General features: G+C 42.4%; 25 protein-coding genes. 6 read left to right on the forward strand and 19 right to left on the reverse strand.

Features of this window, described 5'->3' with window-relative positions; genetic code table 11:
* Nucleotides 1–2: 2 nt before the first annotated feature.
* From porW to ACFQ3Q_RS01885, 3 genes are all read right to left on the reverse strand, one after another.
* Nucleotides 3–2,528, reverse strand: a complete 2,526-nt coding sequence (porW, locus tag ACFQ3Q_RS01875) for a type IX secretion system periplasmic lipoprotein PorW/SprE (protein WP_380742362.1) — start codon at nt 2,526–2,528, stop codon at nt 3–5.
* Nucleotides 2,529–2,643: 115 nt separating this feature from the next.
* On the reverse strand, nt 2,644–3,357 hold the full coding sequence (locus ACFQ3Q_RS01880) for an ABC transporter ATP-binding protein (protein ID WP_380742363.1): 714 nt from the start codon (nt 3,355–3,357) through the stop codon (nt 2,644–2,646).
* A gap of 15 nt (nt 3,358–3,372) precedes the next feature.
* Nucleotides 3,373–4,857 (reverse strand): DUF5687 family protein, encoded by a 1,485-nt coding sequence (locus ACFQ3Q_RS01885; protein ID WP_380742364.1) that lies wholly within the window; start codon nt 4,855–4,857, stop codon nt 3,373–3,375.
* 95 nt (nt 4,858–4,952) lie between these two features.
* On the opposite strand from ACFQ3Q_RS01885, the gene ACFQ3Q_RS01890 reads away from it, so the two are divergent.
* A complete protein-coding gene (locus ACFQ3Q_RS01890; protein WP_380742366.1) occupies nt 4,953–5,999 on the forward strand; it encodes a 2Fe-2S iron-sulfur cluster-binding protein in 1,047 nt (348 codons plus the stop codon).
* A gap of 77 nt (nt 6,000–6,076) precedes the next feature.
* Here ACFQ3Q_RS01890 and ACFQ3Q_RS01895 read toward each other — a convergent pair whose 3' ends face one another.
* Genes ACFQ3Q_RS01895 through ACFQ3Q_RS01915 form a run of 5 tightly spaced genes read right to left on the reverse strand, consistent with a single transcriptional unit; the run spans nt 6,077 to nt 10,359 of the window.
* Complete coding sequence (locus ACFQ3Q_RS01895; RefSeq protein WP_380742368.1) at nt 6,077–7,117, reverse strand: glycosyltransferase family 9 protein; 1,041 nt, start codon at nt 7,115–7,117, stop codon at nt 6,077–6,079.
* A gap of 18 nt (nt 7,118–7,135) precedes the next feature.
* Nucleotides 7,136–7,744 (reverse strand): DUF4254 domain-containing protein, encoded by a 609-nt coding sequence (locus ACFQ3Q_RS01900; protein ID WP_380742370.1) that lies wholly within the window; start codon nt 7,742–7,744, stop codon nt 7,136–7,138.
* 4 nt (nt 7,745–7,748) lie between these two features.
* Nucleotides 7,749–8,747, reverse strand: a complete 999-nt coding sequence (locus ACFQ3Q_RS01905; protein ID WP_380742372.1) for a DNA adenine methylase — start codon at nt 8,745–8,747, stop codon at nt 7,749–7,751.
* Nucleotides 8,744–9,388, reverse strand: a complete 645-nt coding sequence (locus tag ACFQ3Q_RS01910) for a hypothetical protein (RefSeq protein ID WP_380742374.1) — start codon at nt 9,386–9,388, stop codon at nt 8,744–8,746. Before ACFQ3Q_RS01910 ends, ACFQ3Q_RS01905 begins: the two co-directional genes overlap by 4 nt.
* Before the next feature lie 47 nt (nt 9,389–9,435).
* Nucleotides 9,436–10,359: a DUF6427 family protein gene (locus tag ACFQ3Q_RS01915; RefSeq protein ID WP_380742376.1), complete on the reverse strand. Its 924-nt coding sequence runs from the start codon at nt 10,357–10,359 to the stop codon at nt 9,436–9,438.
* A 47-nt stretch (nt 10,360–10,406) separates the two neighbouring features.
* Here ACFQ3Q_RS01915 and ACFQ3Q_RS01920 point away from each other — a divergent pair, with 47 nt between their 5' ends.
* On the forward strand, nt 10,407–10,637 hold the full coding sequence (locus ACFQ3Q_RS01920) for a DUF6341 family protein (protein WP_380742377.1): 231 nt from the start codon (nt 10,407–10,409) through the stop codon (nt 10,635–10,637).
* On the opposite strand, the gene purD is transcribed toward ACFQ3Q_RS01920, so the two are convergent.
* On the reverse strand, nt 10,629–11,903 hold the full coding sequence (gene purD / locus ACFQ3Q_RS01925) for a phosphoribosylamine--glycine ligase (RefSeq protein ID WP_380742379.1): 1,275 nt from the start codon (nt 11,901–11,903) through the stop codon (nt 10,629–10,631). The two genes, ACFQ3Q_RS01920 and purD, sit on opposite strands and share 9 nt — an antisense overlap.
* Before the next feature lie 85 nt (nt 11,904–11,988).
* On the opposite strand from purD, the gene ACFQ3Q_RS01930 reads away from it, so the two are divergent.
* Nucleotides 11,989–13,296, forward strand: coding sequence for a phenylacetate--CoA ligase family protein (locus ACFQ3Q_RS01930; protein WP_380742381.1), 1,308 nt, complete (start codon nt 11,989–11,991; stop codon nt 13,294–13,296).
* Here the strand turns inward: ACFQ3Q_RS01930 and ACFQ3Q_RS01935 are convergent.
* Genes ACFQ3Q_RS01935 through ACFQ3Q_RS01965 form a run of 7 tightly spaced genes read right to left on the reverse strand, consistent with a single transcriptional unit; the run spans nt 13,291 to nt 20,582 of the window.
* A complete protein-coding gene (locus ACFQ3Q_RS01935; RefSeq protein WP_380742383.1) occupies nt 13,291–14,067 on the reverse strand; it encodes a glycosyltransferase family 2 protein in 777 nt (258 codons plus the stop codon). The genes ACFQ3Q_RS01930 and ACFQ3Q_RS01935 overlap by 6 nt on opposite strands.
* 9 nt (nt 14,068–14,076) lie before the next feature.
* Entirely contained in the window at nt 14,077–15,066 is a 990-nt protein-coding gene (locus ACFQ3Q_RS01940) for a UDP-glucuronic acid decarboxylase family protein (RefSeq protein ID WP_380742385.1), read from the reverse strand.
* Between the two features lie 37 nt (nt 15,067–15,103).
* Nucleotides 15,104–15,961, reverse strand: a complete 858-nt coding sequence (rfbD, locus tag ACFQ3Q_RS01945; protein ID WP_380742387.1) for a dTDP-4-dehydrorhamnose reductase — start codon at nt 15,959–15,961, stop codon at nt 15,104–15,106.
* On the reverse strand, nt 15,958–16,503 hold the full coding sequence (gene rfbC, locus ACFQ3Q_RS01950; RefSeq protein WP_380742389.1) for a dTDP-4-dehydrorhamnose 3,5-epimerase: 546 nt from the start codon (nt 16,501–16,503) through the stop codon (nt 15,958–15,960). The genes rfbD and rfbC overlap by 4 nt, the downstream gene beginning before the upstream one ends.
* Nucleotides 16,504–16,509: 6 nt before the next feature.
* A complete protein-coding gene (locus ACFQ3Q_RS01955; RefSeq protein ID WP_380742391.1) occupies nt 16,510–18,198 on the reverse strand; it encodes a DUF6909 family protein in 1,689 nt (562 codons plus the stop codon).
* 8 nt (nt 18,199–18,206) lie between these two features.
* Nucleotides 18,207–19,706, reverse strand: coding sequence for a GH3 auxin-responsive promoter family protein (locus tag ACFQ3Q_RS01960; RefSeq protein ID WP_380742392.1), 1,500 nt, complete (start codon nt 19,704–19,706; stop codon nt 18,207–18,209).
* 3 nt (nt 19,707–19,709) lie between these two features.
* Complete coding sequence (locus tag ACFQ3Q_RS01965) at nt 19,710–20,582, reverse strand: M23 family metallopeptidase (RefSeq protein ID WP_380742394.1); 873 nt, start codon at nt 20,580–20,582, stop codon at nt 19,710–19,712.
* Between the two features lie 237 nt (nt 20,583–20,819).
* Here ACFQ3Q_RS01965 and tatA point away from each other — a divergent pair, with 237 nt between their 5' ends.
* Nucleotides 20,820–21,035 (forward strand): twin-arginine translocase TatA/TatE family subunit, encoded by a 216-nt coding sequence (gene tatA, locus ACFQ3Q_RS01970; RefSeq protein ID WP_380742396.1) that lies wholly within the window; start codon nt 20,820–20,822, stop codon nt 21,033–21,035.
* A gap of 62 nt (nt 21,036–21,097) precedes the next feature.
* On the opposite strand, the gene ACFQ3Q_RS01975 is transcribed toward tatA, so the two are convergent.
* From ACFQ3Q_RS01975 to ACFQ3Q_RS01985, 3 genes are read right to left on the reverse strand one after another with little or no spacing between them, the layout of a single operon-like run.
* Entirely contained in the window at nt 21,098–22,075 is a 978-nt protein-coding gene (locus ACFQ3Q_RS01975; protein WP_380742398.1) for a DUF4837 family protein, read from the reverse strand.
* Between the two features lie 24 nt (nt 22,076–22,099).
* Complete coding sequence (locus ACFQ3Q_RS01980) at nt 22,100–23,683, reverse strand: LysM peptidoglycan-binding domain-containing protein (RefSeq protein WP_380742399.1); 1,584 nt, start codon at nt 23,681–23,683, stop codon at nt 22,100–22,102.
* Nucleotides 23,684–23,736: 53 nt separating this feature from the next.
* A complete protein-coding gene (locus ACFQ3Q_RS01985) occupies nt 23,737–24,921 on the reverse strand; it encodes a phosphoglycerate kinase (protein WP_380742401.1) in 1,185 nt (394 codons plus the stop codon).
* Between the two features lie 69 nt (nt 24,922–24,990).
* Between ACFQ3Q_RS01985 and ACFQ3Q_RS01990 the strand changes: the two genes are divergently transcribed.
* Complete coding sequence (locus ACFQ3Q_RS01990) at nt 24,991–26,145, forward strand: DNA polymerase III subunit (RefSeq protein WP_380742403.1); 1,155 nt, start codon at nt 24,991–24,993, stop codon at nt 26,143–26,145.
* Nucleotides 26,146–26,147: 2 nt separating this feature from the next.
* Nucleotides 26,148–26,543, forward strand: coding sequence for a DoxX family protein (locus ACFQ3Q_RS01995; RefSeq protein WP_380742405.1), 396 nt, complete (start codon nt 26,148–26,150; stop codon nt 26,541–26,543).
* Nucleotides 26,544–26,599: the final 56 nt, after the last annotated feature.

The raw sequence follows: 26,599 nt of genomic DNA on the forward strand, positions 1-26,599 counted from the left end.
AATTAGAGACTGCTTAAATAGCGGTCTAAATTCTTTTGAATTTGAATAATCCTGTAGTTCTCTGTAGAGATCACCACAGGTTCCGCCTTAACCTTATAGTTATCATTAATGGCAAGTAATTCGGCAAAACCCAGTGCTGAAGCTTTATCCTTTAGTCCGTGAATTACGATAAATTGTTCTTCCGGAGAGTATACATCTTCAGAGACCGAAAGTTTCTCATATTCAAGCTCCCCGATCGCTTTTTCAATCTTGGTTTTCAGGGCAGTCCTCGGCTCTGCTTCCTCTGCCTTAAACCGGTATACCAACTTATAATTGGTCTGCAGACTGTCTGTATTGAATTGCATATTCGACAACTGAGGGATCGCCTGATTATAGATCTGCTGTGCTCTTTTTCCTTCAGGACTTTGAGGGTAAGTAAGCGCGACATAATTCAAAGCCGATTTATAGGCCTCTATTCCCATTAGGCGACCGGTTGCCATAGCTTTTAAAAGCTCAAATTTAGGCACGATCTCGTCTCCTGTATAATTAGAGATGAATTTATCGCTCTCTTCAACAACTTCCCGGTATTCTCCCTTCTCAAATTTTTCAAAAACCGCATCATATTTCTTTTCCGGAGAATCCTCATCGGCTATAGCCTCTTGTGGGTTCCTGATATATGCGGCATAACGGGAATCGGGATATTCATTCAAAATCACCTGCTCCATAGCACTTGCCTTGCTGTTTTGACCGGTATGCCTATAGATCTCATACAGATTGTACCTGGCCGGCAGGATAAGCCTTTCTTCCGGCGCATATTCCAGAAGGTCTTCCAGCCTTTGGGTTGCCATTTCGTATTCCCCAAACTTCTCTTTATAGATAAGACCAAGTTGGTAATATGCATAGTTCCTTTCGTTATTGATACTATCAAGTTCCGTCTTATCTGTAGGTACAAGGCTTACATAGCTCATAGGGTCAAATCGCGGATCCTCATCCAGGTTCAGGCTAATTTCACTTTCCTCTCCGGCCTGTGTTTTAACTCCGGAAGACCGGTCTTTCCATCGCCAGTTATCGGCCAGCTGTCTTCTCCCCCAGGTAATAAAGAACTCTCTCGCCCCATTGCTCACCCTGGTAGGGTTATAGAAATAAAAACTGTTAGAAGGCCCTCCGGCTCCGTCAAGGTCGGGAATGGCTTTCTGAGAGTTGGCAGCAATAGCCATCTTTCTTTCTCCATCTTCAATTTCAGCTTCAAAATCGGCCTTAAGCTTTTCGGTATACCCAGTAAAATAGGCGATCTGATCTTCTTCCGACATTTCCGCAAGATTCAGGATACTGTCATTCTTATCGGCGATCCCACGGTAAAAGATAACATCTTCAAGATTGTTCCGCTTCTTTTTGATCGTCCTGAACTCTCTAAGTCTGGGTGACATATTAACCAGGGTGCTGTCGTAATACTTGCTAGCGGTCCTGTAATCGGCCCTGTCGAAATAGATATCAGCCAGGATCTCGTAATTTATCGATTTCAGGTAAATATCACTGGAAGGAGCCCGCAAGGATTTATTATAGTACTCTATGGCAGTTTTTGTAGAATCCAGCCTGCTGTAATATTCCCCGATCTGAAAATATATTTTATCCAGGAATGGCCTGTTCTCACGGTCTTCCTCAAGCTCTGTAAGCAACTCTCTTAACTGGTAATTGTTACCGGCGCCGTACTCAAAATTCCTTGCTTTCTGCACATAGGCATTTATCATATAAATCCTTGGCGATTTTCGATTGAGCGCAATCACCTCATCAAAAGCGGTATTGGCTTTATCCGGTTGCTGCAAACGATTATAAAGCTGTCCTAAAATGAAATAGTAACGGCCTTTTTCCTCGCTTTTTTCGGTGGATTCCGCAGCAACCTGCAAGGCTACGGTCGCGCTGTCTATTTGCTCAAGATTGATGTAAGCCTGAGATAATGCAGCATTGGCATCGGCAAGATCCTGATCTTCCAGGTCTTCGAGATCAATGATCCGTTTTAGGTTCTTTTTGGCCAGCTTGTTATTATCCAGCCTGATATAGGTCTTTTCGCGCCATATTTGCGCTTTATTGATATTATTGCTGGCGGGATATTTATGAAGGATATAATTGAAGGCATCCAGCGCGGGAATAAATCTCTGATCGAAATACCGGGCTTTTCCCAAAAGCAGGTAAGCCTCATCAATTTGCGGATTGCGCTCCTTGCCTCCTATCAGCATCGAGTGTCTTTGAATAGCCTTTACGGCCTTTTCTTCGGCTTTCCCAAAATTTTGATTTCTGATACTATCGGGCAGGGTAACCTGCTCGTCTATACTCATCCGCTCTATTGGAAGAAGATCCCAATAATTATCGGCGTAATTCTGATTTAATTCTTCCCGACCCTGCGCCAGGGCAAGATGCCCGTTATAAAGGGTGTTATATTCCGTAGTTACGGCGTGCCAGTTACGGTTTATGAAGGTGTTCTTTTTCCGGGAACAGCCAAAAATACTGCCCGCAAAAATCAACAGGATAAAAAAGCGAGTAAAACTATTCAAAATCAACCGGTTATTAATAGAATGTATAACTTAAAAAGAAGCCGTTTAGTATGTAAAAATAAGCTTCTTTTTAGAAACACAAAGCTGCGGGTCACGCTTTTATATGCAAAATAAGCTATTCCGCCTGAATTGCCTGACCAGAAAAATAAGATTCAAGCTCCTGAAGGGTGGCTTCCGAAGTCCTGATATCTTTAACCATATGCCCTTTATCGAGTACCACTATACGCTCACAAACCTCGGTGACATGAATAAGGTCGTGGCTGGAAATAAGGATCGTGGTTTCAGTGGTTTCAGAAATTTCCCTTATGATCTTTTTAAGTCTTATCTGCGTGGTAGGGTCCAGATTCGCAAAAGGCTCATCTAAGATAACCACTTCAGGATTCCCTATCAATGCAGCTACGATTCCCACTTTCTTCTGATTCCCTTTTGACAGGTCCCTTAAATATTTTCTACGGCCTATTATCTCCCCATTAAAGAAATCTTCAAAATTGGTAAGAAGGGCATCTACATCGGCTTTATTGCTGTTCCGTAATTCTCCAATGAAGTAAAAATACTCTTCGGGAGTAAGATAACCTATCAGGAAACTTTCATCTATAAAAGAAGAAGTAAAACTCTTCCACTCTTCGCTTTCACTAACGGTAACCTCGTTATTGAAAATACTCCCGGTAGTGGGACGAATAAGATCCAGAAGCAGACTAAAGAAAGTGGTTTTTCCGGCTCCGTTATTCCCTACCAGGCCAAAATTCTGACCTTTTGGAATCTCCAGGTGATCTATGTCGAGCACTTTATTCCCGTTATATACTTTAGTAATATTGGTCGCTGTAATCATTTTTTCGATTCTAAATTATTCTCCACTCTGACTAAACCCCTGCAGCATTGCGTATTTATTTTTCTTGTAACGCCCTGCCAGGAAATTCAGGATATTTCCCCTTAACAACAGTCCTTTAAGACCGAGTCCTGCCAAAAGCAACATCCCGCCCTGGTACCCGGTAAATTTATACATTCCCCAGAAAATAAGCACGGGAATAACCATTAACGGAATGGCCACCAGCCACTGCGCGGCACCGGTACCCTGATAGTTCATAAAAGGAGACTTATCAAGATCGATCTTTTTTCTGTTAAAAGAACCTGCGAACAACAGCACCGGCACATTGACCCCAATATTATACAGAGCGCACACCAGATTCAGCAAAAGAATGTTCCAGCCATAATAAACATAAGGCGTGGTTAAAATGGCCAGGATCACCACACTGAAACTAATGAGTCCCGCTTTGGATGCCAGGTATTGTTTCATCGGGATATTTTGCGACATAATAAGCGGGTAATAGGAAGCATCCCAGGAAGGAATAAACTGCCCGAAATTGATCATAAAGATACCGGTCATAAATACCCCAACAAAAATGTAGAATGCAGGCATTTCAACCAAGGAATCATTTGGATAAAACAGAAGCCCGTACCCCAGCAATACGAGGGATAAATAGATGGTTGTCTTTGGTCTTTTATTACGCCAGATGAGTTTCAGGTCCTGCTGAAGAAAAGGAGCTATACTTCCAAACCTGCGCGTCCACATAAAATCACGCGTGTCTATGTCCTTTTTCTTCTGTTTCAAGCCGGAATCCAGGTAAAAGTTCTGCTCCAGGTTAAGCTGATTCCATTTGTAAAGAATTGCCACAAAAACGAGGGGCACACCGGCAAGATAAGGATGAGACACCAGGTAATCCAGAGTGGCTCCAAAATAATAACTAATTTCAAATACCTTCAAATACTCCAATAATCCGAAGGCTGCTACAAGAATTACCAATGGGACCAGGGCTTTCAGGTTTTCGGTGAATCTTTTCTTGATGATAAAATTCAGGAAATTCACACACAGGCTGAGGGCGAAAACACTAAGCATCCAGGAAAGGATATTCAGCGGGCCATAATCCCCCTTATAAATAACATAAGCCCCAAAAGGAATAATTATCAGTAATGGAAGCAGGTTATAAAATGAGAATAAAGATTTATTCAGCACAAAATTCACCACTTTGCGTTTTTTTATGGGCAGTGTGAGCAGGGGTTTAATATCTATAACCGGCAGGGTTTGAAGCAGGAATCTGAAAGTAAGCTCCAGTAAGAACCAAGCCAGAAGAAACCGGTTTACCAGTTGCAGCGGATCTTCCCCAGGGAAAAATTCCTGTAATATCGGGTAAAGCCCGAACCCCAGGGAGAGAGAGACCAGGGCAAAATAGAGCCCCAGAAAAATCAGAAAAATCTTAAGGCCTAAACTTTTTCCGAAACTGGCCGATCTCTTAAAAGCTTTCCATTCCAGAGATAATAAGTATTCGATCATTCAGATGATTGTTTATCTACAAGTACCGAAATTTAGACTTTTGTTACATTTTAAAAGCAACATACTTTGTATTTTTGCACCCAAATATATTTTTGATGAGTAAATTTTATCCGCTAAGAGTAAAAGAAGTCATACGTGAAACCTCGCAGGCAGTAAGTATATCATTCGAAATTCCTGAAGATCTAAAAGAGGAATTCCGCTTTGAAGCCGGGCAATATATAACTATAAAGGTAAAGATTGGGGGCGAAGAGATTCGTCGGGCCTACTCTTTATGTTCGGCTCCGGGTACCGGGGAGTTCAAGGTAACCGTTAAAGAGGTTGAAGGAGGAAGATTTTCGGTGATCGCCAACAACAGGCTAAAGGCAGGCGATGTGCTGGAGGTACATCCGCCGGAAGGGAAGTTCATCCTGAAGCCGGGAGATAAACCTAAGAATTATGCCGCTTTTGTTGCCGGTAGCGGGATCACCCCGGTGCTTTCCATTATCAAAACCGTTCTGGAGAACGAACCTCACAGTCGTTTCGTGCTGACTTATGGTAATAAGTCTCCCGAAGACACCATATTTTTCAAGGAATTGCTGCATCTGCAGGCCGAATATGCCAGCAGGCTATTTGTGGAGTTCGTTTACAGCCGTACCAGAGAAGACAATGCTCACTTCGGAAGAATTGAGACCAGCACCGTGAATTTTGTGCTTAAGAACAAGTTCAAGGATCATCCTTTTGATGCATTCTACCTTTGTGGTCCTGAGCCTATGATCAACCACGTTTCTGAAGTTCTTAAAGAGAACGGCGTAGAAAAAGAGAGGATATTTTTCGAACTCTTCACTACCGAAGATACGGGAGAGGTTAAAGCCGATCTTGATGGGCGCACTGAACTTACGATTATGGTTGATGATGAAGAGACCAAATTCACTATGGATCAGTCTGAAACCGTTCTGGATGCAGCCCTGGAGCACGATCTTGATGTTCCTTATTCCTGCCAGGGCGGGATTTGCAGCAGCTGTATCGCCAGAATTACTGAAGGTAAAGCAGAAATGAGCAAAAATCAGATCCTTACCGCCGAGGAGATCGCTGAAGGATTGGTTCTTACCTGCCAGGCACATCCTACCACACCAAGCCTGAAGGTAGATTATGACGATGTATAAGCTCAGGTTCCTATAAAAGAAAATCCCCGTCAGGTTTGAACGGGGATTTTTATTTTAATTTGATATCAGGAACCTCTTTAAAGTACCACTTCTTCCAGCTTTTTCACCACTTTTTCAGGCGGAATTGTCCGGATTGCTTCTTCATATCCTTCCGGGAACCTATCTCCATACACCGAAGTTGGGATCTTAGGGTACATCTCAAGATCAGGTAACAGGCAATTTTCCATTGGCTGCCTGAAAGCCCTGAAACCGGCATAAGGATGCGTTACCCCCCAGAGGCTAATTACAGGAATTCCATACATTGCCGCTAAATGGGCATTTCCACTGTCCATAGACAGCATTGCATCCAGATTGGAGATAAGGGCAAGCTCCTCTTCAAAACTGAGTTTTCCCGCAATACAAACAGCATTTGGAAACTTCTTTTCCCAGGCCTCCAGCTGCGCTTTTTCAATTTTCCCTCCTCCGAATAAAAGGACTTTGATTTTCGGATTTTCATTTAGCTTACTTAAAACCTTCTCTACCAGGTCTGGCGGGTAAGCTTTAGAGCTATGCTGAGCGAAAGGTGCCACTCCTATCCACTTTGCCGGTGAATTTCCCACAATTTCCCTGGTCTTTTGAGAAAGCTTTTGTTTCTCAGGGAATTTTACCGTCTCAAGATTAACAGGATATCCCAGCGCCCCGAAAACATCGGCGTAACGCTGATGCGTAGACTTCAGTTGTTCAAAAACCTTATTATCACTTCTGGTAAGGGCTTTTTTCTCACTTCGCCCCTTATTGATCTGTTCTACCGGTATTCCGAAGAGATAAAACACAGATTTCAGCACATTACTTCGCAGTACATTATGTAAGTCGGCAACAATGTCCACCCCTTCATCCCTAAGTTCTTTGGCAAGCCGGCCAAGCCCCGTAACGCCGTTATGGACTCCCTTAATATCGGCTTCATAAACCGAAACATTAGGAATGTCTTTAAACATTGGTGCAAAGAAACCGCGGGTGAGCATCGTAACCTTTAATTTCGGATAAGTTTCGGTTAACTTCCGAAGTACAGGGACCGTCATAGCCACATCTCCCATCGCTGAAAGGCGAATTACAAGAATATGTGCTGCTGGATCTGGCATTATCAGGGTCTTTTGGTCTTATTTGGTGTTTCTAAGTACCGGATTAAGCTCCTCGTCATTATACATCTTCATCTGCTTGTACACCTTCATATACTTATCTCCGGTCTCTATATCTTCAAGCAACTGATTGATAGCAGTAGAAAGGTCCACACGCTGCTCCAAAAGCACATCCAGTTTCGCCTGACATTTCATCTTGTGCTCCTGGGAAGCATCTTCGCGCTGTACCTCCTCGTTCATATGATAGATCTTAAGGGCAAGTATGGATAAGCGGTCTATAGCCCAGGCAGGACTTTCAGAATTAATGGTGGCATTCTCCTTTGGCTTTACATTCTTGTATTTATCAAGAAAATAGCTGTCTATATACTCCACCATATCGGTACGGTCCTGGTTGGAAGCATCTATCTGGCGTTTCAGCTTTAAGGCCGCAACAGGGTCTATATTGGTATCCCGAATAATGTCTTCGTAGTGCCACTGTACGGTGTCTATCCAGCATTTGCGGTATAAAAGGTGCTCGATTAGTTCGCTGTTCTTGTCATAAGGATTTTCAAAAGGCTGATCTACACTGTCTTTTTCGTGGTATTTGGCAATTACCTCCTGAAAGATCTTATTCGCTTTATCTGAAAACATAAAATTATTTTTTTTCTAAAATGTGTAAATATTCTGTGGTTTGTGAAGCAATATGGTTCCGGTTTTCAGTTTTATCGGCTTTAAAACGCTGATATTCCTTCATAACCAGGTCGTACTTTCCGTAACGACTCATAATTTTCCGAATATCAGCGGCAGCCATCAGTCCTTCATTATTATAGCTGAAAAACACGTATTTAAAATTCGCATTTTTCAGTAATTCCTCGAAAGACCGGTGCACCTCGGCCGTTTTACAATAGGCCGAACGATAATACTCCCGAAGCCCGGTTTTGCCTCGCGGTGCAAAGGTATCATATTTTGCAATAGTATTCAGCAAATGGTAGTTTGCTCCGTACTGCCGTGCGTTATAGGGAGGGTCAAGATAAAGAATATCACCTTCCACCTCCTTTATAAGGCAATTGGCATCCTTATGATAAACTTTGTGAGATGCTGCGGACTTTTCGAAAACAGCAGGTTTTATCTCGAATTCCTTTTGTGCAGTATTCTTTATTTTTTTCAGAAAAGCTGCATAAACCGAAGCTGTGTTCGCGATCTTATCGGCGCTTTCCAGCAGGGATGCCAGCAAAAAGTAATAGAGCTCCTCCCCTATTTCCTCTGAGGATTTCCAGACTTCGATCTGCTGACGGGCAGCATCGATCTTCTGACCATTTTTAGCCGAAAAATACAGGCGATCGGCCCTGCCCCCTTCACTATATTCCTCAAATATGAAACCCGGATTTCCCGGGATAGCGTTGAGTTCGTCCAGGTGATTCCTGTAATCCAGTTCCCTGTGATTTTCGATGTAATTCTTTAGCAAAACGTAGCTGTAAAACTCGACATCGTTAGCGATAACAGACTTCACCGATGTCTTGAACCTTCGGCCAACGGTGCCGGTTCCTGCAAAAAGATCGCAGAAAACCATCCCGGAAAGACTGGAAGAAACCACATCTTCTACCGTGGTCTTTATAAATTCTCCAAGTTTATGTTTAGAACCTATATAATTCATTTTATCGCCCAGATGATATCTGAAAGAGTTTGCTTTCCGGGTTGAAAACAGAAACTTTTCAGGCTTGAAGCTTCAAAAGTAGTAACATATTTTTCAATGATTTGCTTAAGCCATGAAATTTCGGCCTTTAATTTCCAGTGCTCCCCGTTTTTATCGTAAACAATAAGGAATAGGCGGTTTTCGAAATGCTTCCGACCCTGGCTGCTTTGGTTTTTATACAGCCACTCGATAAGTTTTTCCGGATAATTTCTCGAGAATTCAAATCCGGGACTAAAAGCAGCAGGAAAAACACTGGTCTTAAGATCAAAATTTATCCCGTGCAGGCTAAAATCTATTGTTCTGCTCTTCGGGTTCTTCCAGGCCTTCACGTTTTCAACCGAAGTAAATATATTTTCCACGGCTTTGGCACTCCTGAAATTATACCAGCGGTTTATGCAATACTGAAAAAATTCCTTTTCGTTAACCCCTTCAGTGGCAACCTGCAAAGCGATCCTTTCATTAAGTTCATCCCATGTAGTCACAGAATAAATAAAGGAAGATTGCCGGTCCCAGAAATCATTTTGTTTCCTAAACCATTGGTACTTGCAACTCCAGCGTTGCTTCAGCTGAATTTCAGCCTCCAAAAGATCATTGTAGTTCATCCAAATAAAGGCCGGAATTGGCCGGTTTTATCCATATTGCTTTCGGCTTAAAAAAGCAGCGGCATACAAAGCGGCATTAAGATAAGAATTGCCAGCATTACTTCTCTGAAAATCTTATCCCGGTCACTATCAAAATAACTCGAACCTATGATGCTTAGAGGCACGAAGAAGAAAATTAATTCACTGCCGTCTTTTGTTGGAGCGAAAAGGGCTACAGCCACGCCCGTGAAAAGAATGAAAATGATCAAGTTAAGTAAGGGTCTTGCCGTAACACTGGCCCTTTGAATAATCCCCAGGTAATGTATGAACGTCCACAACATAAAGCTCAGAATTATGCTTAGCGGGATTAGCACTCTTGGGGTTCTGTAGGCATCAAAATTAAATTCGCTTGCCTGAAACCATTCTGAAAGGGTATAAATATCTTCATAAACCAGCAGATGAAATGTGGCCGTAAGTATGGCCACACATAAAAAAGCCACTGGCGGGATGAGCCAGTTCTTAAGCCTGGCTGCATAGATCATAATTCCACCAAAGACAATGATCAAAAACAGAATGGTCCAGAAATAGAACAGGGAGCCTATGCAGATCCAGAAAGTGGCATCAAAGATCTTTTTCCGAACTACTTTTTGAGATTTAAGGCTAATAATTCTTCTAAGTGCAAAAAGAACACAGAGATTGGCAACTATTACCTGAGTATCCCGTAAAAGCGCAAAGAATGAGGTTGAAAAAATGGCAAAAAGCAATATTTTATAGGCACTTCTTCGGGTAAGTTCGTTCTTTTTAGCAATAAAATTGAGCACCATAACACTCAGAATAAAAGCAAATAATACGCTTAGTTTTTCGAAGAACTCCCCAATCTCAAAGCTCCCAAACCAGTCTTTGAAGTTTGCCATCAGAAAAAAGGTGGCCATTAAACCGACCACCGTAACGACATTAACGGGTTTTGATTTGCTAAAAAAGCTTGTTAGCATTGCCGTTTTTTATATTTTTGTAGTGTTAAATATAACAAAGTTATACGATGAAAGATTTTTTTGAAGGGATTGCCTGGTTATTTGAGGAAATATTATTTTATCCTTTTGACGCCCTGCGCGCACTTGAACTGGAATCCTGGTTCGCAGCCAACTTTATGAACTGGTTATTCTTGTTGGTAGGTTTTGTTGCTTTCTTTTACTGGATGAAGCAGCTTAAGAAATTCAACGATAACAACGAAGAAGACCGCGATCCTTCAGCACATTCATTTTTAGGATAGATCAAATCCTAAATCTTTTCTATAATACATCTTATCAAAATGTAATTTCCCAGCATTTTGATAAGATTTTTTTAGTGCCTTATTGTAATCCTCACCAAAGGAAGTTACCGCGATCACACGGCCTCCGCTGGTGACTACCTTACCTCCTTCATTTTTGGTGCCGGCGTGAAACACGATCGAATCATCTATTTTATCGATGCCGCTTATCTCCTTTCCTTTTTCATAAGCCTCAGGATATCCTCCGGAAACCAGCATTACCGTAGCAGCCGATCTTTCGTCAATTTCAAGACCGGTCTTATCAAGTTGAGAATTCCAGGTCTTATCCAGAAGATCTACAAGGTCAGATTTTATTCTTGGCAGTACCACCTCGGTCTCAGGATCTCCCATCCTAACATTATACTCTATCACATAAGGCTCATTTCCAACCTTTATCAAACCGATAAAAATAAAGCCTTTATAACCAATTTCTTCTTTCCTTAGACCATCTACAGTTGGTTTTACTATGCGTTCCTCGATCTTGGTCATAAACTCCTTATCTGCAAACGGAACAGGAGAAATGGCTCCCATCCCGCCGGTGTTAAGGCCGGTATCTCCTTCCCCTATTCTCTTATAATCTTTCGCCGTTGGAAGTATCTTGTAATTCTCTCCGTCTGTAAGTACAAATACGCTAAGCTCAATTCCGTCCAGAAATTCTTCTATCACCACCTTGGCGCTTGCATTCCCGAACTTCTTTCCTGCCAGCATATTTTCCAGCTCCTGTTTAGCCTCGTCCAGATCTTCAAGGATTAAAACTCCTTTCCCGGCTGCAAGACCATCAGCCTTAAGTACATATGGAGGTTTAAGAGTTTCCAGAAACTGCTTTCCTGCATCCAGACTTTCTTCAGTGAAACTTTCATAAGCCGCGGTGGGAATTTTATGCATCGCCATAAACTCCTTGGCTCTTTCCTTACTTCCCTCCAACAAGGCACCTTTTTTAGAAGGACCTATCACTTTTACCTGCTTTAAGGCATTATCCTCGGCAAAAAAATCGGTGATCCCCTGCACTAAAGGGTCTTCAGGTCCAACGATAAGCATCCCGATCTCATTCTCCAGAACAAAGTTTTTAATAGACTCGAAATCGGTCACTTTCAAATCGACATTTTCAGCAATATCAGCTGTTCCCGCGTTACCCGGAGCCACATATAGTTTATCACATTTCGGGCTTTGAGCCACCTTATATGCAAAAGTATGTTCACGTCCGCCGGAGCCTAGAATTAAAATTTTCATCTGGAGTATATTTTATTATTGTGCCAAAAATAAATGTTTGTAAATTGAAGCACCAATAATTTCGTACAAAAAAGCCTATTTGCCTTTGGACTGGTTTAAACTTTCATTGCAATTGAACAATTTCCCTATCAACCGGGCCCAAAAGCTTTTAGAGGAGATCAGGGAGATCCCTGAAGAGAAATACCAGGAATATATCGTTCAAAGGCGGACCGATATTGTAAACTATCATTTAAAGAACAATCCTTTTTACAGGCAATTCTTCCAGCAAGAGGGTTTCAAGAACTGGGAAGACGTGCCGGTAATGCAAAAATCCGACCTTCAGCAACCACTTCAAAAGCGCCTTAGCAACGGCTTCAGCAAAAGAAAGGCCTACCTGGGAAAGACATCCGGCAGCAGCGGCCAGCCTTTTATATTTGCCAAGGACCGTTTTTCACACGCGCTCAGCTGGGCCGGCTTCAACAACCGCTATAACTGGTATGGTATCGACCTCAACACCTCACTACAGGCCAGGTTTTATGGAATTCCACTGGATCTCTATGGAAATATTCAGGAGAAGCTTAAGGACCGGATAAGCCTGAGGAGGCGTTTCAATATCTTCGACCTTAGCGAGGATAAAATGAAAGGCTTTCTAAAGCGTTTCAGGAAAAAGGATTTTGACTATATAAACGGCTACACCAGTGCCATCCTGCTTTTCGCAAAATATCTGCAGGAGCATGACATCAGGCTAAAAGACCTTTGTCCCAGCCTAAAGCTGTGCATCGTTACTTCTGAAAGGCTTTTTGAAGAGGATAAGAAACTAATGGAGGAAAGCCTGGGGGTACCGGTGATAAACGAATACGGGGCGAGTGAGGTAGGTCTCATCGCTTTTGAGAACAGGAACAGCGAATGGATCGTGAATTCTGAAGACCTCTTCATCGAAATTCTGGATAAAAACGGGAAAACGGTTCCTAAAGGAACCGAAGGCAGAGTGGTAATTACCTCGCTTTACAACAAGGCGCATCCAATGATTCGTTACGATATTGGTGACTCGGGAGTGCTTTCGGAAAATGGAAGCCTCAAGCAGCCTATCCTTAAGAAACTGATTGGAAGAACCAGTGATATCGCTAAATTACCGGATGGCAAAGTGGTGCCCGGACTTACATTTTATTATGTGACCAAAACCATCATTGAGGACAACGGGGAAATCAAGGAATTTGTGATCACCCAGACAGCTACCGATGCCTTCAAAATTGAATATGTAAGCAAGGAAGATTTTTCTGAATTACAGATCAAAAAGATCCTGCACGCCATAGAAACCTATGTGGGGAAAAACCTGAAGGTGAATTTTAAAAGATCTGAGGTTTTACGCCGAAGTAAAAGCGGTAAGCTGAAGCAGTTCACCTCGCACCTATAAGGCCTTTTCCATTCTTTTTTTTACAAAAAAATGCTCTTTCAGGAACATAAGCATACACCTGATGCTTTTAAAAAAACCGAAACCCAGCACTTTGTGATATATATTGAAATTGTACCTCAGCATTTCAATTTTGTTCCCCGAAATGGAATTCCTTCTTACCCGGTAGAGGGCTAAAGGCTCCTTAATGCTCCTGGCCTCTCCGGCTTTTTTTACAGCTTCAAGCCATAAGCCCCAATCCTGCCTCTTTCTGATCTCCGGTGCATATATCTTACCAAGTTCCCCGGCATTGTATATTCCGGTAAGATTACCAACATAATTGGATTTTAGCAGCTTATTGTACGTAAGAAAAGGAAGCGCCTCCACCTGCCGGTTTAGTTTTTCTCCTTTTTCTGAGATCAGTTCATAACTAGAAAAACAAACCTTAACCTGGCTCTCCTGCATAAATTTAAGCTGTTTCTCTAGCTTTTCAGGCTTCCACAGGTCATCATCATCCAGAAAGGCTATAAAAGCGCCTCTGGCAGCCTCTATTCCTTTGTTACGGGATATCCCGGCGCCTTCATTGCTTTTATTACGAATGATCCTTAGCCTGGAATCCTCAGCGGCAAGTCCCTGGATTGTGGCAAGGGTAGCATCGGTAGAAGCATCATCAACAATTATAAGTTCCAGATCGCTGTAAGTTTGTTCCAGAACAGAACGCACAGATCCACTAATATAACCGGCGCTGTTGAAGGCCGGCATAATAACGGATACCAGTGCCGGGTTTTTATTCATCGGATTATTTTAACGTCTGATGTGTTTTGAAAAATCCTTGTGCTCACTCTTTTTAAGCTCTTCTTTGCTAAGGTTTTTAAAATAATCATAAGTGATCTTCATTCCCTCACTTCGTGATATCTTCGGCTCCCAGCCCAGCACTTGCTTTGCGCGGGTAATATCCGGCTGCCGCTGCATAGGATCATCTTTAGGCAGTTCCTTATAAACGATCTTCTGATTGGTCCCGGTAAGTTTTATGATCTCTTCAGCAAAATCTTTTATCGTGATCTCTTCGGGATTTCCAATATTCACGGGTTCCGAATAATCGCTTAACAGTAACCTGTAAATCCCTTCAACCTGATCGTCCACATAACAAAAGGACCGGGTCTGGTTTCCGTCACCAAAAACCGTAAGGTCTTCCCCGCGTAACGCCTGGCCTATAAAGGCAGGTATCACCCGGCCGTCATTTAATCTCATCCTTGGACCGTAAGTATTAAAGATCCTTGCGATTCGGGTCTCAAGCCCGTGAAAACGGTGATAAGCCATCGTGAGAGATTCCTGAAAGCGTTTGGCTTCATCATAAACCCCGCGAGGGCCAGTAGAACTCACATTCCCGTAATATTCCTCATTTTGAGGGTGCACTTGCGGATCTCCGTAAACCTCTGAAGTTGATGCAATCAGGATCCTTGCTTTCTTTTCTTTGGCCAGTCCCAGGAGGTGTAAAGTTCCCAGAGAGCCAACCTTAAGGGTCTGGATAGGGATCTTAAGGTAATCTATGGGGCTTGCAGGCGAGGCAAAATGCAGAATATAGTCAAGTTTCCCCGGTACGTGCACAAAGGTGGTGACATCGTGATGATAAAACTCGAAATTAGGGAGTTTGAACAGGTGTTCTATGTTTTTCAGGTTCCCGGTAATAAGATTATCCATTCCTATCACCTCATAACCTTCTTTAATGAACCTGTCGCACAAATGGGAGGCTAAAAAACCCGCCGCTCCCGTAATAAGAATTCGTTTTGCCATTTATATGAAGTGTTTCCAGCCGAAAAGTAATCAAATTTTAAGAATCCAGAGAATCTATGAGCTCCTTCAGACTGTCTTTCCAGTGAGGTACCTCCAGCTGGAAAGTGTTTTTAAATTTCTTTTTATTCAGAACACTGTACACCGGTCTTTCGGCTACAGTTTTATAGGCATTGCTTTTAGTTAAACTCACCTGGTCCCGTTTCCCGGAAAGCTCAAGAATCGCTAAGGCGAAGTCGTACCAGGTGGCCTCCCCCTCATTACTGTAATGATATAAACCAAAATCTGTATCGTCTTCATCTATGATATCCAGAACCATTTCAGCCAGATCGTTGGCATTGGTAGGAGTTCCCGTTTGAGAAGTCGTGATCTTCAGATCGGTCCTTTCTTCAGCCTTTCTCAAAATGGTATTGAAGAAATTATGCCCGAATTCCGAATACAACCAGGAGGTCCTGAAAATGAAATAATTATTGCATTCCTGCTTGATATATTCTTCGCCTTTTAATTTGGAGGAACCGTATATATTAATGGGATTGGTCTGATCTTCTTCAGAATAAGGGGTATTCGAATTTCCGTCGAAGACATAATCTGTAGAAAAGTGAATTAATACAATATCGTTAACCTTACATAATGCCGCGAGATTCCTTGCGGCCTTGGCATTTACGAGAAAGGCTTTTTCCTTCTCCTCTTCTGCCTTTTCCACATTTGTATATGCGGCACAATTAATACAAAAATCGATCTTCTTTGCTTCGAACAACTGGCGTAACGCCGACTTATTTGTAATGTCCACTTCTTCTGAAGACATTATTAATAAATCGAGATCAGGATAATGTTTCGACAGTTTTTCAAAACATTGGGCTAACTGGCCCTTACCGCCTGTCACCAAGACTGTTTTCATTCAAATAATTCTTTAAAACCAGGTTGTACCCTGTCTTTTTCAGATAAAATCAATTTATCTTCCGGAAAATCCCAGTCGATGTTCAGCTCAGGATCGTTGTAAATGATTCCCTGTTCAGAACCGGGATAATAATACTGGTCGCATTTATAGGCAAACACCGAAGTCTCGGAAAGAGTCAGAAAGCCGTGAGCAAAACCCTTAGGCACATAAAGCTGCTGCAGGTTCTCATCATCCAGCACAACCTTAAAATGTTTTTTAAAAGTTGGTGAATCGGGCCTGAGGTCTATCACTACGTCCAGAACCTTTCCGTGTATCACCCTCACCAGCTTAGACTGGGCAAATTCTCCTTTTTGAAAATGCATTCCTCTAAGCACCCCATAAGATGAAACCGACTGATTATCCTGTACAAACTCGGTATCCAGGCCGGTTAACCGGTTAAACTTTTTCTTATGATAGCTCTCCAGAAAAATTCCCCGGTTATCCCTGAAAACCTGAGGTTTGATAATAAAACAATCTTTTAAAGGAGTTTTTTCAATTTGCATGAAAGGCTAAGAATTAAAGATTTGCTCAAGGATTTTTTCAGTGATCAGGTAGGTAGGCTTCACTCCCGTGGTACCCAAACCACCTGACGCCAGGGTGCTTCCTGTCTCCAAAGGGTTATCTGAAGCGTAATAGGCATACCTCACCTTCACCTCAGAGCTTATATTACCCCTTAGTTTAGAGGCCGCCTGGATGGCTTTCTGGTAATGCACTCCTTCCATCTCCAGACCGCTTACATTCCAGGTAGAGTCATAGAAGAACTGTAACAGGTCTTTATTCTGAAGAGAGGTTCCCAAAACCGTGATCATTGCCCCGTCAAGAACCTTAATTCCGTTGCCTTCAAAATCCTTTTTAGTGAGTTCGTTATTGAATGGATAGTTATCTGCCGTCCCTTCGAATAAATGGGCTGAAGGCACCATAATATCTCCTTTTCCGCCTTCAAGAATCCCTGCTTTCCCCATTATGGAAACAGACTTCACATTCATATGAATCTCATTATCCTCAAAATTATAAGGTTTCAGAAGTTCATCCATAGTTTCATAGGCCTGTTCTCCAAAAGCATAATCCATAACTATGATCACAGGCTTTTCATCATCATTCTTCTTACTAAAGTCCGCATTTTTAAAGCTGCCTTCCATCTTTGAGGTGTCAAAAACCTGAACGTCTATGTTGGTTCCGCTTTTATCCTCCAGAAACTTCATTCCTTTACTAATTGCCGCCTTTTTTATTTTATTCCTTAACTCCCCGTTGGCATTATTGCTCAGTTCCTCGTACAGCTTTAAAGGTTCTTTTTTCTTAAGCTCGGTTTTGAGCGCAAAAGGAGTGTAAAGCGTGTTCATCACACTGTGCATATTGGCGCTGATAATGTGAACAGGACGATGCATCAGGTTATTCTCAACCAGGTATTGTTTAATATTATCGGCCCAGATCTCCCCGTGAATGTGGTGACCCAGTCTTTCCCTCAGCACTGGGCTAAAGGTGATGATCCTCTTTTGGTTATTGATGGTCTCATTAATCGCAAGTTTTCCCAGCCAGTAAATAATATGCAGAAAACGCTCCCTATTCTCTGGAATGGAGAACTTGGAATAAATGGTAGAAACCTCGTGAAAGGTCCTTCCGAGTATATTTGCCGTATGCGTTAAAGCCACTTCCCTTTCGGCCTGGCTCAGGTCGCCGTTCTGCAATACCGCCTTTTCAAGTTTTTCCCAGTCCCTGGTAACATTGCCTTCTTCATCTATCACCACTCTGCGCATAACCTTGTGAGACTCGATGAACAGAAAGGTAAGGTGAGTAAGGATATCATAGATCTCAGAGCGACCCCTTGTGATCTCGATATTCATCTGTTCTTCATCTATACGGTAACAGTTCCTGCGTCGTTTTGGCGGAACAATAGGTTTAAAGTGTGAGTTCCCGTAGCCCTCGTCGCTGGTAAGGTTTATATACTGGCACTCTTCAATACCAATTGGCAAGCGGTCTATAACATACAGCAGTCCGCTTAACTCGGCTTTATCGTCGGCTACAGAACCATATATTTCAGGCCTCAGGGTGAGCAAGGCCTCGCGAAGCGTCTCTCCGGACACTCCCATAGGCTTATAGAAACCACGATTGAACAGGTGGCGCATCGTAATGTACATACGCTCTATAGCATTAGTGCTTTCCTGTGCACGCGTGCGTCCGTATAATTTTAAATTGGGCATATTTTGATTTAGTTTTTAATCAGATTTTCAAGCTTTTCCGCGATATTTCTGTCGTTGGAAAGCCTGGGCAATTTATTTTGTCCTCCTAATTTACCAATAGATTTCATATACTGCTGAAATCCGTTCTCAGGAATCTTTGTGACCTTAAGCTTCTGAAGGATCTTCCCGTCTATAAGGTCAAAATAGTAAGAATTTTGCTTCTGCATAGATTCATCCAGGCTATCCCTGAAAATATTCATATCCTCAGGCTCTTTTTCGAACTCCACAAACCATTCGTGATAAGGCAGTTCATCACCCCCGGGGGTAATGTTAGGTGCAACGGTAAACTCGCTGATCCGGGCACCTGTTTTTTCGGTCGCCTCCTGCATTGCCTGTTCCACTTCTTTGGCGATCACGTGCTCCCCGAAAGCCGAAATATAATGCTTGATCCGGCCTGAGACCATAAGTCTGTAAGGCTTTAACGAGGTGAACTGCACCGTATCTCCAATATTGTAAGCCCAAAGACCTGCGGTGGTAGAGACCAGCATAACGTAATTCACACCTTTCTCGACCTCCCCGATCGTAAACCTTTTTGGATTATCATCGAAGAATTCATCTGCCTTGATGAATTCGTAGAACATTCCGGAATCCAGCTGCAGCAACATCCCCTTTTCTTTCTGTTTATCCTGAAAGGCAAAAAAGCCTTCTGAAGCCGGGTAAAGCTCTATACTGTCCACCTTTCGGCCTATGAGATTCTCAAATTTTGATCGGTACGGCTCATAATTCACTCCGCCGTAAATGAATAACTGAAAGTTCTTAAAAAGGTCTCCAATATCCTTTCCGGTCTTCTGCTTAAGTCTTTCAAAATACATCTGTACCCAGGACGGGATCCCGCTAATCACGGTCATATTCTCATCTTTGGTCTCTTCCACGATGGCTTCGACCTTGGTTTCCCAATCTTCAATGCAGTTGGTTTCCCAGCTCGGCATTCGGTTCCTCTGCAAATAACCCGGGACGTAATGGGCCACAATCCCAGATAATCGGCCCAGTTTCACCCCGTTCTTCTCCTGGAGTTCCGGGCTTCCCTGCAAAAAGATCATCTTCCCGTCAACAAATTCGGCATTCCCGGTTTCTTCTATATAACACAAGATCGCGTTCCTGGCTGCCTTGATGTGAGTAGGCATAGAATCTTTGGTTAACGGAATATATTTAGCCCCGCTGGTGGTTCCTGAGGTCTTGGCATAGTACAATGGTTTACCCGGCCAAAGCACATCCGGCTCCCCGGCGACCATCTTATCTACATAAGACCTTAATTCCTCATAATCTCTTACGGGGACATTTTTCACGAAATCTGCGTGGGTTTTAATATTCCCGAAATCGTGATCTTTTCCAAACTGGGTATTGCTCCCTTTGGAGATAAGCTCCCGAAAGACCTTCTCCTGGGTAGCTTCAGGGTGTGAAGCCCATTTATCTATTTTTCGGCGAATATATTTTGCAAAAATCTTTGCGGCAATTGCTTTTACAGACATAGTTTAATCAAAATCAATATAATCTACCGGATCTACCGGTGTCGCTTCATTCCAAAGCTCAAAATGCAGGTGCGGTCCGGTGGTGTACTCCCCTGTTGATCCCGCACTGGCAATAACTTCCCCTGCACTTACCACATCTCCCTGTTGCTTGGTTAGAGATGCATTGTGCTTATATACGGAAAGCAGGCCATACGGATGTTTTATGATGATCACATAACCGGTCTCGGCGGTCCATTCAGAAAATATCACCCGCCCGTCTGCAACCGATTTTACCGGTGCATTTTTAGGAACCACAATATCTACGGCATAATGCTTATTCTTAGCACTATAGCCCTCTGAAATACTACCCTTTACCGGCGGAAACAAAGAAAAGTCTATATGATCTGTAGCCGATGGAAGGATGTTGTACTTATCCTCCTGAGCCACTTCAGCCCTTAAAATAGAGTCTGCTTTAACGGTAGTGATTTCCTCATCAAAGTCCGGGCTTTCATAAGAAGAGATTACCATCGAATCCCGGTTTAAAACATCGGTTTCCAATTCTCCGGAAAGAGCACTCTTAATGGAGCTAAGATATTGCTCATTCAGTTTTATAACCTGCTGTAAGGAATCTGTGGTATAAGCCAGATTGGTCGCTTTTTGCTTTAGTTCTGCGGAAGAATAACCCGGAATATATTCCTTTAAGGGCGTAAAGGCGATAAGAAAAGTGGTTCCGGCAATAAGTATGATCATACTTAAACCAACCGCCACAAATACATTTAAACGCGTTAATTTAAATGAAAACCGCTCCTCGAAGGTATCCTCGTTAAGGATTACCATCCGGTACTTATGAAGGAGCTTTTTGGTGAATTTCTTCTTATTTTTTTCTCTTTCTGCCATAATTAAACGCTTGTACAAAGATAACGGAAAATATTCCGGGGATTTATATCAAATATCACTCCATCCTGAAAAATGAATTTAAAGTCCGGGCTTTCCGAGAGGGCCCTTAAGCCCTCTGAAACTATCCAAGAGGCTTTTAAAACAGTCGCTTAGTAAGTTAAATTTATCCATTTTTATTTTGGATAAAGGATTTATTGCTGAATTCTTGTTAAGTTTGCAGTATTAAATAATTCTATTATGAACGCATTTATTTTACCATTGGCTATAGGCGCACCACAGATAATTTTAATCGTAATTGTTATATTACTGTTATTTGGTGGTCGTAAAATTCCTGAATTGATGAGAGGTCTTGGAAGTGGAATCAAGGAATTTAAAGATGCCTCGAAAGATGACGACAAGAGCAATCCGAGTCCCGATGACTCTAACGAAGGGATCTCAGATAAAAAGAAATAGTAATCCTGAATTACTAAAGACAATAAAAAAAACCAGCCTTTCGGCTGGTTTTTTTTTATTTCCTATTTGATGTCTGCCGATTGCAGTATTGCATCGAGTTCAAAGATATTATCCCGTTTTCCCCTTGAAGGAGAGAATACAAAACCTTCCAGGATAAGGTACCTGTCGTTCTTTTCATCTTTAACAGCGTAGTTCACAAAAGGGCCCGCCATAAAAGCATTCTTCACCTCCCAGGTTCCCCTGGTCTCATAAGCGAATTTCCCGTCTATTTCAGTTTCAAACAAATAAGGGGCATAGGCCTCTTCAGTGATCATATAACTGCCTTCCACAGGCCCGGGAATATGGGCCTTACCTATAGAGTCTCTCATCTTGATGATATTCCCTATAACATTGGTGTCTTTCTCTATGGTACTTAAAGGAACTTCATAAATAAGAATCTCCATATTTCCCTTAGGAATCTCCTTTCTTATCCAGGAAAAATTCTTCGCTTCTTTAGCATAACGATAGGCCGTTGGAAACTTGAGCGACAAACCGAAGTTTTCCTTCAGCTTTTTATCGTCTTTAAGTCCTTTGGCGATACGTCTTTGCTTTTCTTTTAGTTCGGTTTCCTTGTAAATAGAAATAATACTGTCTGACTGCTTATTGATTTGCTCAATAAGTGCTTCCTCGTTCTTACCTCTTATCACAACTCCTTTTTGAGGCCTGGCATAGACCTCATTCAACACTCTGAATTCATTAGTGTCCCCTTCTTCAATCTTTAAGAACAATCTGTTCTTTCTAACAAAACCGGAAAAGGTTTGGGGTGGGATCTGGCTTAGGGAAAACAAAGGCTCTTCCTGGGGAAGTCCGTCTACCGCAGCTGCAAGATTAGTCCTAATGGTCTCTCCTACTTCTCCTTCCCATAAACTATTCTCTATGACCACCGTGAGTTGATTAATATTTCCGGAGGAATCGGTAAGGACCCTTTCATTTTTCTCTGAGCTCTCCTTACAGGAAACAAATAGCAAAATACTGAAAACGAGGACTAAATATTTTTTCATATTGTAAAATTTGGTTAGGTTTTTTTAGCCTTTGGAAAGCTTAAGCTTCATTCCCGGCTTTAAGTGGTTACTGTTCACATTATTCCAAGCCCTCAAATTCTGTACCGTAACTCCCGGAAACTTCTTAGAAATACTCCAAAGCGAATCTCCTTTTTTCACGGTATACACTTTCGGAGTACTCTTATTATGAGATTTGGATGCCGTACTCCCGCCTGAAACCACCGGTTTTCGGGGGTATATGGTGAGATACTGGCCAATGCGAAGATTATTGCTTCTAAGGTTGTTCCATCGTTTAATGCTGCTTATACCTACCCCATATTTTTCTGCGATCTTTCCTAAATAGTCCCCTCTTCTTACGCGATATCTAATCCTGTCTTCAGCCTCTACATAATTAGGAAGTTTATCTTTCTCCTCTTTTATCTCTTCTGAAGCGTACTTATAGATCGCTTTTTCATTGTTCACAAATACGCCTGAAGCCTCCCGTGGAAGCCTTAAAACGTAATCCTCATCATCTACATACGGAATGACATTAAGTTTATAGCTTGGATTTAAAAACTGAAGCATTTCCTTATCCACCCCGGTCACCTTGGTAACCTGATCGAAGGTGATCATTTCCTTTACCTTAATGGTATCGGTCTCAAAATAGGCGACCTCGGGACGATTTGGCTGAAAGCCGTGCTCTTCAGCATACTCAAAGATATAAAGCGTGGCCAGGAAAGCCGGAACATAGCCTGCGGTCTCACGGGGTAAATACCTTCTTAAATGCCAGTAATTATTACTTCCGCCGCTTCTTCGTATAGCTTTGGAAACATTTCCCGGCCCTGAATTATAGGAAGCCAGCACAAGATCCCAGTCCCCAAAAATTCCGTACAGGTTGGCCAGGTATTTGGCTGCAGCTTCGGTAGACATTGTAGGGTCCATACGCTCATCTACGTAAGAGCTTATGTCCAGTCCGTGGGCTTTTCCTGTGGTATACATAAACTGCCAGAGACCCGTCGCTCCAACCCAGGACTTCGCCCTCGGGTTCAGGGCAGATTCCACTATAGCAAGATATTTTATCTCCAGCGGAATATCATACCTGTCCAGTTGTTGTTCAAACATCGGGAAATAATAATCGCTAAGCGCCATTAGGCGCTCCATAGCCTTCTTATTCCGTTTCAGATAAGATTTGATAACACTTTCCAGAATAGGATTGTATTCTATATTGAAAGGCGTCCGGGCATTAAGCTTTGCCAGCCGGGCTTTCAAGGTATCTGTTGGTAATTCCTTATAAACAACTTCAGAATAATCCTGATCCATCACACTGGCGTGCATTGTCTCATACAGATCAGAATTTGTAAGTGCCGCACTCCAAAGGCTGTCTATACGTGCGGCTTTAGGCAGATCTTCAAGTGCTACCTTAGAAGAGTCCCTGATCACGGCCGATATCGGCAATTTATTCTGAAACTCCGGGTCTGGTTTTTCAAGAATAATATCCTTGTTCCCGGTTTTATGAAAGATCTGTACCCTGAAATTCGCTTTTTTAACCTCTTTGTCCCGGTCTTTTTCCTGGGCAATTAGATTAGCACCAACAAACAATAAGAGCAATAATAATTTAGGCTTCACCATACCTCATTCATCCTTTTTTATTAAAAACGAAATTATAACAAATTTCGTACCTCTTATTGGCCAATGGCCTCGATTCCCGGAAGTGATTTTCCTTCCAGCATTTCAAGCATTGCTCCGCCCCCGGTAGAAACATAGCTCACCTTGTCTTCAAAACCGAATTTCTTAACGGCAGCAACAGAATCACCCCCTCCAACAAGAGAGAATGCTCCGTTTTTGGTTGCATTGGCAATAAAATTACCGATCTCAATGGTTCCTTTTGCAAAAGTTTCCATTTCAAAAACTCCTACCGGTCCATTCCAGAGGATGATCCTGGATTTAGAGATCACATCGGCAAAATTTTTAAGGGTTTCCGGGCCTACATCAAGTCCCATCCAGCCGTCAGGGATATTGTCTACCTGTTCTATCTGTGTACTAGCCTGCTCTGAAAAGCTGTCGGCAATCACAGAATCTACAGGTAAATGTACCTGTACGCCTTTTTCTTTCGCTTTTTCAAGGATCTCAAGGGCAAGTTCCTGCTTGTCCTCTTCAACAAGAGAATTCCCTATTTTTCCGCCTTTGGCTTTAATAAAGGTATAGGTCATTCCGCCACCAATAATAAGGTGGTCTATTTTATCTAGGATATTTTCAATTACGGTGATCTTTGAAGAAACCTTCGCTCCGCCCAAAATCGCGGTAACCGGCTTCTCTTTGCTGTGAAGGACCTTATCCAGACTTTTAATTTCCTTAGCCAGAAGATATCCGAAACATTTATCTTTAAAGAATTTTGCAACAACGGTAGTCGAAGCGTGGGCACGGTGTGCGGTTCCGAAGGCGTCGTTCACATAAATATCTCCAAGTTCAGAGAGTTGTTTTGCAAATTCCTCGTCTCCGGCTTTTTCTTCCTTATGATAACGAAGGTTCTCCAGTAAAAGGATCTCTCCCGGTTGCAGATTATCTGCTGCTTTCTTCACCTCTTCTCCAACGCAGTCTTCCACAAACTTTGGCTCTACGCCTATCACTTCAGAAACCTTGCTTACAATATTTCTAAGAGAGAATTTAGCCTCCTGTCCTTCAGGTCTTCCCAGGTGTGACATCAGCACCACACTTCCTCCGTCTTCAAGAATCTTCAGGATGCTTGGCTTGGCTGCTTCAATCCGGTTGGCATCGGTCACCTTCAGGTTTTCATCCAACGGCACATTAAAGTCAACCCTTATCAATGCTCTTTTCCCCTTAAAATTGTAATCGTCTATAGTTTTCATAAGTCTGCTTTATTACAAATATAATTTTTTCCGAAGATATAAAAGTGCATAGAAGTTTTATATTTGCTTATGCTTTTTTCAGATATTATAGGTTTACCGCACATTAAAAATCACCTGACAACTACGGCAGACCGAAACCGTATTCCGCACGCCCAGTTATTTGTTGGGAACAGCGGCAGCGGTACGCTTCCTATGGCGATCGCCTATGCCCAATACATACTTTGTAAGAATAATAATAGCGAGAACAATACAGGTAATGAGGCCTGTAATATGAAATTCGGGAATCTTTCACACCCCGACCTGCATTTTGCCTTCCCGGTAGCGGCCAATGACAAGGTGAAGAAGCACCCTGTTTCCTCTCATTTCCTGGAGGAATGGCGCAAATTCATTAAGACCAACCCCTACGGAAGTCTTTATGACTGGTACCAGCGGCTTGGCATTGAGAATAAACAGGGAAAGATTGGGGTAGATGAAGCACAGGATATCGTGAAGTCCTTATCCCTGAAGGCTTATGAAGGCGGATACAAGGTAATGCTGATATGGATGGCTGAAAAGATGAATATGGAGGCCGCCAACAAATTGCTTAAGCTCATTGAGGAGCCGCCTAACAATACGCTTTTCCTTCTTGTAGCCGAAGATGAAGAACAGATCATCCAAACCATAAAATCGCGTTGCCAGAGACTTCACTTCCCTCCTCTTGCCGAAGCCGATATTGCTGATGCCCTGGTGAAGAACCAATATTGCGGCCAGCAGGATGCTCTTAGTATTGCACATCAGGCAAATGGCAGTTACACCAGGGCTGTACACCTATCACAAAAAAATACAGGAGATGAGCAGTATGAACAATGGTTTGTGCAATGGGTAAGAAGTGCCTTTAAGGCCAAAGGAAACAAAGGCACCGTGCTCGAGCTTATTGCGTGGAGCGAAGAAATTGCCGATCTGGGAAGGGAAAGTCAGAAAAGTTTTCTTTTATATTGTCTTGACTTTTTCAGACAGGCAATGGTGATGAATTACAAAGCAGAAGAACTGGTCTATCTCTCACCAAAGACCAAAGGCTTTAAACTGGAAAAGTTTGCGCCCTTTGTGCACGGAGGTAATATTATGGAGATCACAAAGGCCCTTGAAGATGCCATTTACCATATTCAACGAAATGGAAACGCTAAGATTATACTAACCGATTTATCAATTAAACTAACCCGCTTTCTGCATAAAAAAGCAGCTTAATTATGGAAAACATTACCACTTACATTACAGAAATACTAATTCTAGGATTTGTCCTGATCACCTTTTTACAATCGGGAATAGACAAGGCCACTGACTGGGAAGGAAATACCGGCTGGCTGAAAGATCACTTTTCAGGAACCTTTCTTAAAGGCCAGGTACCTTTAATGGTAGGCATCGTGATGATCCTTGAGATCATTACCGGGATACTTGCCCTGGGAGGAATCATCTGGATCATTGCTTTCGGAGCTACCCAGTTAGGTCTTTACGCCTGCGTATTAGCTGCTCTAACGCTCTTAATGCTATTATTCGGGCAAAGAGTAGCTAAGGATTATCCAGGTGCTTTTACGCTCACAGGATACTTTACGATTGCCATAATTGGAGTTTACCTGCTTTCGTAAATGATTAAAAACATTTTTAATAAAAAAAGCTTCAGTCAAAACTGAAGCTTTTTTTA

Origin of the sequence: Salegentibacter chungangensis (genome assembly GCF_042678405.1) — a bacterium.
Taxonomy (GTDB): domain Bacteria; phylum Bacteroidota; class Bacteroidia; order Flavobacteriales; family Flavobacteriaceae; genus Salegentibacter_A; species Salegentibacter_A chungangensis.